The following is an 11,524-nucleotide window of genomic DNA, read 5'->3' on the forward strand; positions in this document are numbered from 1 at the left end:
CGCAGCGGACTTCTCTCATTGCGCCAGATAATAATCCGACTCAGGTAATTGCGTTACCACTCCCGCTTCCTTTGCTCGTCGCAGCCAAATCGTCAACTGTTCCAATGTAAGTCCCGTGACGTTTATCAAATTCTCCAGACTGATTGGCTCCGCCGCCAGAAAAGGAAGTTCGCTTATGAACAGTTGGTAGTAATCAACAGGAACCTGAGCCTGTTTTACTGCATACTCCACCACATTTTCTTGCAGAGCAAAGAGGTCGTGCTGAGACACCGAATTGATGTTACTGTCTGTTTTAGCCACAGTCAGAAGCTGCTGACAATCAATATCCTCGGCTCGTCCGGCACTCCATATCCCCCCCTTTTCAACTAATAACTCATTAGCTGATTCATCATCCTGAGTAGGTTTTATCCATACCGGCACCCACTGATTTTTTAAAGCTTCAAGAGCGCCAGTGACAGTTCCCCCCTTCAGACCCGCATGAACAACCATTGCGCTTTCCGAAAGGCAGTAAACATATTTATTTCGCGCCATTGCATTGGCGACACTAAAGCCAGCTTCGGGATAAAAAGGTGAGATCAGCACCAAATTGCCTGACATCAATCCGTTACGCCATTTTGGAGATGTTGTCGCTTTAAGCAAGCTATCGGTTAGTACGCCGATTGACCGTCCTCCACTCTCTAGCGCCGCTAGCATCGCGCCTTCATCGGTTCCTCTTGCCCCACCAGATATCACTGTAATGCCCTGATGCGCAAGATTTGACGCGAGCTGGCGAGTAAATACAAGGTCATCCTCCGCAACCTTTCTCGACCCCACAATGGCGATACCGCCAGTCTGCAGCAACGCCTTATTACCGCAGCCAAAAAGCACGGGTGGGGAGTCATTACGCAAAATATTTTTTAACCGGACAGGATAGTCAGCATCCGCTCGGGTCAAAATCCACAAGCCTGCTCTTTGCCATTTATCAACTGCCAGAGCCAGGCTGTTACCGCGCCCAAGTAGGTTTACTATGCGATTCAGAGGAATACGCGGATCGTTCCAGCCAGTCAGCAATTTTTCTGGATTGGGGATCAATAATTCAGCAGGCGCTACCCGTTGATGCTTCAGCCACAAAGCAAATCTTCCCCATTCAGTATTACTCAACGGCTTATGCTCATTTGTTTTTGAACTGGAGAAATAGCTGGTCAGCAAGAGTGTCGCTTGTGCAGTGGCTGTAAGATTCATCCATTTTTTACCGAAGTTGATGCCAGTGCTACAGGATAAACATCCGGACAGCCTGACTGTCTCAATAGTGCTGCCAGCACAGTTAACGTCCAGCCTGAATCCACTACATCGTCTACGAGTAAAGCAGGACCAGCTGGCAATGGCTGACTAATTCTAAAAATACCATCAAGATTTTTACATTGATGATAGCGATTTTGCTGTAATTTCTGCGGATAATTGTCCATGACCTTATCGATAACATCAACAAAGGGCAAAGCAAGTTTTTCCGCTAAACGTTGGGTAAAATTCGGCACGAGATGTGGATGAGCTATCGAAGGCACACAACACACCCACGTCGGAGCGGGGTCAGGTAGCCAACGTTCGAGAATCATTTCTGCACAAGCGTCGACCAACTCGTCATGAAACCAACCAGCGTGCTTGCCCTCGGCAACCATTTCCCCCCAACCAGCATCACCCCAGCGAGATAAAATCCGACCTTCATGTCCCCGCATGTTGAGAGGAAAGTTACCTCTGAAGCCATAGTGTTCAAATGCGCCGGGCGCAACTTGCTTATTCAGAATTAAAGGTAAATCCGCATGCCTGACAAAAACATTCGCGCCATTAACCAGCACAGGATCCAAAGATGTATTCATTAATGGTCGCCGCAGGCAAGAACTACATTTCCCACAGCGTTCGGTTGTAGGTTCATCAAGCGCACGCCGAAGAAATAACATTTTGCATTCATCCGTAGCAATATAGCGCTCAACTTCAGATAACTCGCTGACTCTTTGTTCGGTCAGGTGCGCAATGCGCTGATGATCCATTGAAAAATGAACAGCTGTTCTGCGCCACAGTTTATCTTCATAAACAACAGGGGTAGGATTCTCCGTCACGAGTAATTTCAAGATTTTTTCAATCTGCTTATTACGCAAATTAGTATGAGCTTCAATATCGCGCAGCGTTAATCCATCATTCCCTTCAAGCACCTGTAAAACTTCCACGACTTGCTCTTCAGAAGGAAATGCGCTTTCACGGAAAAAATGATGAATAGCGCGATCCTCGATACCACTGAGCAATATGCCAACAGCATAATTGATTCCACGCCCTGCACGCCCTACCTGCTGGTAATAGCCAATAATGGAGCCAGGCATTTGATAATGAATAACAAATCCTAAATCAGGTTTGTCATATCCCATACCCAGCGCCGTCGTCGCAACTAAAACCTTAATCTCATTAGTCAGCAATGATTGTTCGAGAAATTCTCGCGCAGAATTGGTGTCAGGGATTTCCGGTAGTGAAACGCCACTATAATAAGCATAGGCGGTAATATCATTTTTCCGTAGCCATGCAGCGACGAGTTCCGCATCTCGGGTTGTAAGCGTGTACACAATACCCGAGCCAGTTAGTTGCGGAATTACTGTGACAAGCCATGCGAGGCGTGCGGGTTGATCGGCCAGCGATATCGCATCCAGGGCCAGACTATCTCGCGCTAAAGTCCCCCTTTGAATGATGATATCCCCTAATTGTTGGCGAATATCGTCAACGACCCGATTATTTGCCGTCGCCGTCGTTCCCAATGCTGGCGTATTGGGCGGCAGTTGACGAAGAATATGCAGAATTTGGCGATAGTCCGGGCGGAAATCATGGCCCCAATCCGAGATACAATGGGCTTCGTCTACAACCAGCAAACCGATACGATCGGCTACAGGTCGCAAAACAGCCTCAATAAATTCCGAATTAGCCAGACGTTCAGGTGAGATAAGCAAGCAATCTAATTCATCACTCAGCAACCTTCCGGTAATTGAGTGCCACTCTTCCCGGTTAGCAGAATTAAGCGTTTCGGCTCTGATACCGAGTCGTTTTGCAGCAGCTACCTGATTACGCATTAAAGCCAGTAGTGGCGAAACGATAATTGTGGGTCCCAATCCTCTGTCGCGAAGAATTTTTGTACTGATAAAATATACGGCGCTTTTCCCCCACCCCGTCCGCTGCACAACCAGTAGTTTTCTGCGCTGATTAACCAGAACATCAATCGCTTCCCATTGCCCATCTCTGAAGCAAGCGTCCTCACTTCCAATCATCTGACGTAAAAGTAATTCAGCGCCGAGCCTATCCATAGCAATCTCCCTCAACAAAAGATGCTGGTATTTAGCCCAAAGGACGTACTGGAATTTGTGATAGAAATCAAAAAGTCAGGAAGGATTCAATTAATGAAATTATTGCTGCGAGGAAACTCGCAGCAATATGTAACAGCTTAACTAGCTCAGCAGTTGGAAGGCAATCATACCGACAATCGCGCCGACCGTGCCGAGGATAGTTTCCATCATCGTCCAGGTCTTCAGCGTTTGCGCTTCGGTCGCGCCGGTGAATTTCCCGAACAGCCAGAAACCAGCGTCGTTAACGTGGCTGACGACGATTGAGCCGCCTGCGATACAGATAGACAGCGCCGCCATCTGCGCGCCGGAGTAGTTCAGTTGCTCAATCACCGGCATGACCAGACCGACCGCCGTTAAGCAGGCCACGGTCGCGGACCCCTGAATGATGCGTACTGCCGCCGCCAGCACGAAGCAGGTAATGGCAATGGGCAGCCCCATACCGGTTAACGCTTCACCCAGGGCCGGGCCAACGCCGGAATCAACCAGCACCTGCTTGAACACGCCGCCCGCACCAATCACCAGCAGAATAATCCCCGCCGGTTGCAGCGCGTGACCACAAATCTCCATCACCCGATCTTTTGCCATGCCCTGGCGCACTGCCAGGCCGTAAATCGCCACCAGACAGGCAACCAGAATCGCGGTAAACGGGTGACCGATAAACTCGAACCATTCATAGGTTGAAGAACCGACCGGCACAAAGCGCGCGGCGATGGTTTTCAGGCCAACCAGTACTAACGGCAGCAGGATCAGCGCCAGACTGAAGCCAAAGGAGGGCATTTTGCCTTCGCCCAGATGCGGCTCGGTAATGTCTTCTGGCACATGCAGTTCAACGTAACGGCTGATGAAATTGCCCCACAGCGGCCCGGCAATAATCATGCCCGGAATGGCTGCGCACAGGCCAATCAGGATCATCCAGCCAAAGTCAGCGTGCATTTGGGATGCCAGCAGCATCGGCGCAGGTCCCGGAAGCAGGAACGCCGCAGCGGCCGCCACCCCCGCAAACAGCGGAATAACCAGCTTCACCAGGTTCGTTCCGGTGTGACGCGCCATTGAGAACGCCACGCTTATCAGCAGCACAATCGCCACTTCAAAGAACAGCGGTAGCGCGCAAATCAGGCCGGCCAGGCCAATCGCATAATGCGCGCGGCTGTGACCGAAAGATTTCAGCATCTTGACGGCAATCTGATCGACCGCGCCGGTCTCGTGCAAAATCTTGCCAAACATCGCCCCCAGCGCCACCACAATCGCCAGAAAGCCGAGCGTGCCTCCCATCCCTTTTTCCATGGTCGCCGCGATTTTATCAAGCGGCATACCGGAAAAGAGACCTGCACCAATAGACACCACCATCAAAGCAACAAAGGCATGCATACGCGCCTTCATCACCAAAAACAGCAGTAATAAAACAGACCCTACTGCTGTTAAAACAAGCGTTAATGTAGTCACTACTTACTGCCCTGGTTAATCACTTCAATGGTGCTAGCTACCACACCGTCCAGCGGCTGATCGATATCAACCACCAGAACATCTTTTTCATTCGCATCCGGTTCTTCCAGCGCTTCGAACTGGGTTACCAGCATTTGCGTTTTGAAGAAGTGCCCTTTACGCGCCTTCAGGCGGCTTTCGATTACGTCAAAATCGCCCTTCAGGTAAATGAATGAGAGGTTCGGGTTACCGTCGCGCAGCTGATCGCGATAGACTTTTTTTAGCGCGGAACAGACGATCAGCGACACCTTATTGGTACGCTGCATCGCAAAGGCGGCGTCATTCAGCGCCTGTAACCACGGTTTACGGTCGTCATCGTTGAGTGGCTCACCGGAAGCCATTTTCATGATGTTGCTGCGCGGATGGAGAAAATCGCCATCAAGAAACGCGGCCTGCAGTTGATGCGCCACTTCACTTGCGACAGCAGATTTACCGCTGCCTGATACGCCCATCAGAACGTAAACGTGGTGATCATGATTAGTCGTGCTCAAAGCGTTGCCCCCACTGGTACAAGAATCAGGAAATTGTTACGGGTAACTGTTATCGGTAACATTGTCCAGCCGGATAAATAGAGAAGCAATATCCATTCGTGCCCGAAGTGTATAAGTGTGAGCTACTTCAAAGTTGTTGGCTTAAATAGATCCACCCGGTGACAAGGTGAAACCTAAATCTAACATTTTAGGTGTGACTGCTTCACCTCGGATGCGCGCCAGCAGGCGTTCTGCGCCAATGCTGCCCATTCGTTCACGCGGCGTGAGCACACTCGCCAGACGCGGCTCCATTACCTGACCGATATCATGGCCGTGGAAACCGGCAATCGCCATATCGTCAGGGATTCTCAGCCCTAAACGCTGACATTCAAATGCCGCCCCTACCGCCAGGTCATCGTTGGTACAGAACACACCATCCAGTTGCGGATATTCACGCCGCGCCTGACGGATAAGTTCAATACCGGATGAGTAAGATGAAGACTGCTCCACCATCACGCTGTACGGCACCAGATTGGCATCGCGCATAGCCTGTTCGTAGCCCCTCTGTTTGATGATAGTACGTTCATCAAGACGCGCGCCAAGATAAGCAACATGACGGTGCCCACGGGCGATGATAGCGGCGGTCATCTGACGTGCGGCCTCGAAGTTATCAAAACCGACGGCGATATCCAGACACGGGGACTGACTATCCATCAACTCGACGACCGGGATACCCGCGACTTCGATCATTTTCAGCGTACGGGGTGTATGGCTACGTTCAGTGAGGATCAGACCATCGATATTCCACGACAGCATCGACTCCAGACGCTCTTGCTCCATTTCGGGCTTATAGCCGTAGTGCGCCAGCATGGTTTGATAACCATGCGCGTCGGTGACGGCCTCAATGCCGCGTAACACTTCCGCAAAAACCTGGTTGGTGAGAGACGGTAACAGCACGCCGATAGCGCGACTGGTGGCGTTAGACAGGATATCAGGTGCGCGATTGGGAATATAACCCAGCTCATCAAGTGCAGCGGCAATTTTGCCCCGCAGCGCCACGGAGACCTGCTCCGGGTTACGCAAAAAGCGGCTGACCGTCATTTTAGTCACGCCCACGCGGTCGGCTACATCCTGAAGTACGGGTCTTTTCTTTTTCATCGTCCTGAAGCGTTAAAAAGGGATAGATTTTCCCAGTTTACCACGGACGTGCGGAATTAATGACAAACGATGAAAAGCCGGATGTCGACGCTTTCGCGTCTTATCCGGCCTACAAAGGGCTACAGCACGTTAGACTGGCGGCAGGTCAAACAGTAACACTTCGCTGTCGCTATCGGCATGAATCGAAATTGCCTGCTCATCCCAGATTGCCAGACCATCGCTGGTGGTGGCTTTGGTTCCGTTAATGGTGACATTGCCTTTTACCACCTGGATCCAGACGCGGCGCTCGGCGGCAATCTGATGCACCGACTGCTCATCTTTGAGCAGCGCCCAGCGGTACAACTCCATATCCTGGTACACTTTCAGCGAACCATCGCGGGCATCCGGCGACAGCACCAGTTGTTTGCCCTGCACCGCATCGAAACGGCGCTGTTCATAGCGTGGCGTAATCCCGTTTTCCTGCGGCATGATCCAGATTTGATACAGGTGCAGTTTCTCAGTATTGCTCGGGTTGTACTCCGAGTGTCGGATCCCCGTCCCGGCGCTCATAATCTGGAATTCACCGGCCGGAACCTGCTCTTTGTTGCCCATGCTGTCCTGATGCTCCACCACGCCTTCCAGTACGTAGGTCAGGATTTCCATGTCTTTATGGGGGTGAGTGCCAAAGCCCTGACCTGCGTCGATCACATCATCGTTAATCACGCGCAGTGCCGAGAACCCCATAAAGTTCGGGTCATAGTAGTTAGCAAAAGAAAAGGTATGCCAGGAATCGAGCCAGCCATGATTCGCATGACCACGGTCATTCGCTTTGCGTAAATAGATCATTATGTTCACCCCCAGATGTTTTCGATGGAGTAAGTGTGGACCTAATCCGTCTGGGATCATAGAGGGTGAAAATTGACTCCTCTGTTCAAAAAATATGAACAACCTCAGAGGAGTCGGTAAGAGCTATTTGGCGAGGGTTATCGTCGCGGGAGACGCCTGTTCGAAGGCCCGTTCGAGGATTTCCAGGTTGGTAAGAACTTCAGATTCCTTGACGTAATTAGGCGTACCGACGGTCAGCGTCTGGTACAGCGCATCATAGACGCGACCGTAGTCCCCCACTTCCGGTTTCACCTCTTCTTTCACCGTAATGCCATCATCATTGACATACTCCAGCACACCAACAGAATCGTCAGCGGCGAAACCGGGTTCGCCGGGCATAATATTGGCCTTCAGGCTGGTTTCCTGCTGGTCGATACCGTACTTCACAAACGAGCCTTTGGTGCCGTGAACAATAAACTTCGGATAGTCGATTTTCACCAGATGGCTGGTTTTCACAATGGCTTTCAGGTCACCGTAGAACAACTGCGCTTCAAAGGTATCATCCGGGTTCGCCTTGTTGCGCAGACTGCGAATGTCATAGGCTACATGGTCGGGACGCCCGAACAGCGAGATAATCTGATCCATGGTGTGTACGCCCAAACCATAGAATGCGCCGTCCTGCGGCAGGCCCGGTTTGGTTTCCGCCACGGGTCGGTAGTAGTCAAAATGGCTTTCAACTTCCACTATTTCACCCAGTTTGCCGCTCTCAATCGCTTTTTTAGCCGTGAGAAAACAGGAATCAAAACGACGATTCTGATACGGCGTGACGGTCAGTCCTTTGCTTCGCGCCAGTTCGAACAACACTTTTGCTTCCGCCAGCGTCGGCGTGAACGGTTTCTCAACCAGCACGCTTTTACCCGCCTCCAGCGCGCGTTTGGCATATTCAAAATGGCTATCAGCATGTGTACAGACGATCACCAGTTTTACCTGCGGATCGCCCAGCACCTCATCCAGATCGCTGGTGAAGTGAATGTGGGAATAGATCGGCGCCTGCTCTTCCGGTTTAGCGTGACGACGGAAAATATGCGCGACATGCCAGGTATCTTTACGATTCAGAACGTAAGGGAGATGGTAACGGGTGGTGCTTTTACCGAATCCAATAAATGCGCAGTGTAAGGTCATGAGACGATCCTTTTGAAGGTGATTGTTTACACCATAGCGCAAAGCGTGAGGAGACTGAATATTTGATTCTTTGCCGGGGACAAAATGGCAAGTAAGCCAGGCTGAAACAAAACCCAAAAAAAAAGCCAGCAAAAGCTGGCTAAAATAATACTGGAAGCAATGTGAGCAATGTCGTGCTTTCAGGTTCTCCGTAGGGGTTCCCCTGAACGCAGAGCAATAATAATCATTCTCATTCGCACTTGTCTACTTCTTTTTGCAAAAAAATGCAGTTGACGGAATTTTCTTTCTCAGCGAGTGTAAATGCTCAATTAACCCTGCAGGAGATAAGGAATGAGTGAGATAGTGATACGCCACGCTGAACCGAAAGATTACGACGCCATTCGTCAGATTCACGCCCAGCCGGAGGTGTACCACAACACGCTACAGGTTCCTCATCCTTCCATGGAGATGTGGCAAACGCGACTTGCCGATCAGCCGGGGATCAAACAGTTGGTGGCCTGCATCGATGATATCGTCGTGGGACATCTTTCCATTGCAGTTGCCCAGCGCCCGCGCCGCAGCCACGTCGCTGATTTCGGTATTTGCGTTGACGCTCGTTGGCAAAACCGCGGCGTCGCCAGCGCGCTGATCCGCACCATGATCGACATGTGCGACAACTGGCTGCGCGTTGACCGCATTGAGCTAACGGTATTTGTTGATAATGAGCCCGCCGTGGCAGTCTATAAGAAGTACGGCTTTGAAATCGAAGGCACCGGTAAGAGATACGGCCTGCGCAACGGTGAGTATGTTGATGCGTACTTTATGGCGCGCGTGAAATAAAACTTCCCCGCCCCACTTCAGATCATTCCAGTTATTGTGATCTACTTCTCCTCTATCAGAACAATAACCACCTGAGTCTTATGGTTATTATCACTTTAATCTTTATCACTGTTTTCTCCGTAATTTTAGCAATATTAATATTACATTTTTGTTTTTTTTTGGTTTCTGCCGTCACTTTATGGTGACAATCACAACAATATACTCCTCCCGGGACTAACTTAACCACGGTGAGGTAAAAAATGAAATTTGAACGCCATCATAGAATATTGAAGGAACTCAGTATTTCGGGAGCTGTAAAAGTTTCAAATCTGGCGAAATGTCTCAAGGTAACAAAGGAAACTATTCGTTCAGATCTCAATGAACTTGCCGGACAGGGATATCTTACTCGCTGTCATGGTGGTGCATTTATTACCCTTGATTCTCTTGATAACGTCGCAAAAAATGAAATTGCTTATGTGCTGGAAAAATATGAATCAGCACAGAAAATAAAAAAAGGTCTCTCTGCCATGAAAAATAATGTATGTGTTATTGGCTCGTTCAATGTTGATATTATCAGTTATCTACCGAGATTACCCTCAACGGGAGAATCATTGCTTGCCGATAAATTTATTTTTTCACCCGGCGGTAAGGGATGTAATCAGGCATTAGCCGCGAGCTATGCCGATTCTGATGTGCATTTTATTACTAAAGTAGGTTCAGACCATTTTAGTGATTACGCCATTAATTTTATAAACTCATCAAAAATCCATAAAAGTGTTATCTACCAGACCAAAGAAACACAAACAGGTACAGCAACCATCATGGTGAATGGAGATACCGGAGATAATGTCATCGCTATCTACCCTGGCGCCAACATGACAATTTCCCCTGATGAAATCACCATTCAGAAAGAAGCCATTGTTCATTCAGATATTGTTCTTGTACAACTGGAGACGAATTACGAAGCACTGCAGCAAACAATTCGTCTCGCACAAAAAAATGACATACCAGTCATTATCAATCCAGCGCCATACAATGACATGGTTAACACCATCATTGATAACATTGACTATATTACGCCGAATGAAACGGAAGCGGGCCTGCTGGCCAATATGGCGGTTAATGATATCGAATCAGCCAAATGCGCAGCCAAAATTATTCATCAGAAAGGCGTCAAAAATACCATTATTACGTTAGGTAGCAAAGGTTCTCTCGCTTATGACGGAACACAATTCATCTATTCCCCGGCATTTCCGGCAGTAGTAAAAAACACTGCTGGCGCTGGCGACGCTTTCAATGGTGCTCTCGCCTCTGGCCTTGCTAAAGGAAAATCACTGGCATCCGCATTGTGCTACGCCAGCGCATTTGCCTCGCTTGCGGTTGAAACACCGAATGCGTCTGATATGCCGGAAAACGAATCCGTTCTTCATCGCATTCAGGGTTCACATTACAAACAAACTATCTCTACTCACTAAATCAAGGGGCAGACTATGAACAATACGCAGAAAAAACTAAATGTGCTCTTTATTGGAGAATCCTGGCATATTCACATGATTCATTCAAAAGGTTATGACAGCTTCACTTCCAGTAAATATGAAGAAGGCGCCACATGGTTACTGGAATGCTTGAGGAAAGGCGGCGTTGAAATTGATTACATGCCTGCCCACACGGTACAAATTGCATTTCCAGAGAACATTGATGAGTTAAACCGTTACGATGTTATTGTTATTAGCGACATTGGTAGCAATACCTTCCTGTTGCAAAATGAGACATTTTATCAGCTAAAAATAAAGCCAAATGCCCTGGAATCAATTAAAGAGTACGTCAAAAATGGCGGTGGACTACTCATGATTGGCGGCTATCTGTCATTTATGGGTATTGAGGCAAAAGCCAATTATAAGAACACCGTTCTTGCTGAGGTTCTGCCAGTTATTATGCTTGATGGCGATGACCGGGTAGAAAAGCCAGAGGGTATCTATGCTGAGGCTGCCTCACCTGAACATCCTGTTGTTAACGGATTCTCAGATTATCCGGTATTTCTGGGATATAACCAGGTCGTCGCCAGAGACGATGCCGATGTTGTCTTAACAATAAATAATGACCCATTGTTAGTGTTCGGTGAATACCAACAGGGTAAAACCGCCTGCTTTATGAGTGACTGCTCCCCACACTGGGGAACCCAGCAGTTTATGTCATGGCCATTTTATACCGACCTGTGGGTCAACACGCTTCAATTCATCGCCAGAAAATAAAAAACAATGGAGTAACGAAAGT

The 11,524-nt window shown here is 49.0% G+C and carries 10 protein-coding genes; 3 read left to right on the forward strand and 7 right to left on the reverse strand.

What is annotated here, in order from left to right:
• Nucleotides 1–15: 15 nt before the first annotated feature.
• From FDW97_RS13745 to FDW97_RS13775, 7 genes are all read right to left on the reverse strand, one after another.
• On the reverse strand, nucleotides 16–1,221 hold the full coding sequence (locus FDW97_RS13745; protein WP_137351183.1) for a DNA-processing protein DprA: 1,206 nt from the start codon (nucleotides 1,219–1,221) through the stop codon (nucleotides 16–18).
• Entirely contained in the window at nucleotides 1,218–3,317 is a 2,100-nt protein-coding gene (locus FDW97_RS13750) for a RecQ family ATP-dependent DNA helicase (protein ID WP_137351184.1), read from the reverse strand. The genes FDW97_RS13745 and FDW97_RS13750 overlap by 4 nt, the downstream gene beginning before the upstream one ends.
• A 141-nt stretch (nucleotides 3,318–3,458) precedes the next feature.
• A complete protein-coding gene (gene gntU / locus FDW97_RS13755; protein WP_032940610.1) occupies nucleotides 3,459–4,799 on the reverse strand; it encodes a gluconate transporter in 1,341 nt (446 codons plus the stop codon).
• Nucleotides 4,799–5,329 (reverse strand): gluconokinase, encoded by a 531-nt coding sequence (gene gntK, locus FDW97_RS13760; protein ID WP_038634945.1) that lies wholly within the window; start codon nucleotides 5,327–5,329, stop codon nucleotides 4,799–4,801. Before gntK ends, gntU begins: the two co-directional genes overlap by 1 nt.
• A 141-nt stretch (nucleotides 5,330–5,470) precedes the next feature.
• A complete protein-coding gene (gene gntR / locus FDW97_RS13765) occupies nucleotides 5,471–6,466 on the reverse strand; it encodes a gluconate operon transcriptional repressor GntR (RefSeq protein ID WP_038634949.1) in 996 nt (331 codons plus the stop codon).
• Between the two features lie 129 nt (nucleotides 6,467–6,595).
• Nucleotides 6,596–7,291 (reverse strand): quercetin 2,3-dioxygenase, encoded by a 696-nt coding sequence (yhhW, locus tag FDW97_RS13770; protein ID WP_085049023.1) that lies wholly within the window; start codon nucleotides 7,289–7,291, stop codon nucleotides 6,596–6,598.
• Between the two features lie 123 nt (nucleotides 7,292–7,414).
• Nucleotides 7,415–8,452, reverse strand: coding sequence for an oxidoreductase (locus tag FDW97_RS13775; RefSeq protein WP_137351185.1), 1,038 nt, complete (start codon nucleotides 8,450–8,452; stop codon nucleotides 7,415–7,417).
• A 330-nt stretch (nucleotides 8,453–8,782) separates the two neighbouring features.
• Between FDW97_RS13775 and yhhY the strand changes: the two genes are divergently transcribed.
• From yhhY to FDW97_RS13790, 3 genes are all read left to right on the forward strand, one after another.
• Nucleotides 8,783–9,271 carry an N-acetyltransferase gene (gene yhhY / locus FDW97_RS13780; protein WP_069323786.1) on the forward strand — a complete coding sequence of 163 codons (489 nt, stop codon included), beginning with the start codon at nucleotides 8,783–8,785 and terminating at the stop codon, nucleotides 9,269–9,271.
• A 239-nt stretch (nucleotides 9,272–9,510) separates the two neighbouring features.
• Nucleotides 9,511–10,725: a PfkB family carbohydrate kinase gene (locus FDW97_RS13785; protein WP_069323785.1), complete on the forward strand. Its 1,215-nt coding sequence runs from the start codon at nucleotides 9,511–9,513 to the stop codon at nucleotides 10,723–10,725.
• A gap of 15 nt (nucleotides 10,726–10,740) precedes the next feature.
• Nucleotides 10,741–11,502 (forward strand): glutamine amidotransferase, encoded by a 762-nt coding sequence (locus FDW97_RS13790; RefSeq protein ID WP_085049026.1) that lies wholly within the window; start codon nucleotides 10,741–10,743, stop codon nucleotides 11,500–11,502.
• Nucleotides 11,503–11,524: the final 22 nt, after the last annotated feature.

The organism is Citrobacter sp. wls708, assembly GCF_005281255.1.
GTDB classification, from domain to species: domain Bacteria; phylum Pseudomonadota; class Gammaproteobacteria; order Enterobacterales; family Enterobacteriaceae; genus Citrobacter; species Citrobacter werkmanii.

Excerpts from the sequence above, each read along its gene's own strand:
- gntR (WP_038634949.1), bottom strand. The coding sequence starts at position 6,466 with ATGAAAAAGAAAAGACCCGTACTTCAGGATGTAGCCGACCGCGTGGGC.
- FDW97_RS13750 (WP_137351184.1), bottom strand. The coding sequence starts at position 3,317 with ATGGATAGGCTCGGCGCTGAATTACTTTTACGTCAGATGATTGGAAGT.
- FDW97_RS13790 (WP_085049026.1), top strand. The coding sequence starts at position 10,741 with ATGAACAATACGCAGAAAAAACTAAATGTGCTCTTTATTGGAGAATCC.
- FDW97_RS13745 (WP_137351183.1), bottom strand. The coding sequence starts at position 1,221 with ATGAATCTTACAGCCACTGCACAAGCGACACTCTTGCTGACCAGCTAT.
- yhhW (WP_085049023.1), bottom strand. The coding sequence starts at position 7,291 with ATGATCTATTTACGCAAAGCGAATGACCGTGGTCATGCGAATCATGGC.
- yhhY (WP_069323786.1), top strand. The coding sequence starts at position 8,783 with ATGAGTGAGATAGTGATACGCCACGCTGAACCGAAAGATTACGACGCC.
- FDW97_RS13785 (WP_069323785.1), top strand. The coding sequence starts at position 9,511 with ATGAAATTTGAACGCCATCATAGAATATTGAAGGAACTCAGTATTTCG.
- FDW97_RS13775 (WP_137351185.1), bottom strand. The coding sequence starts at position 8,452 with ATGACCTTACACTGCGCATTTATTGGATTCGGTAAAAGCACCACCCGT.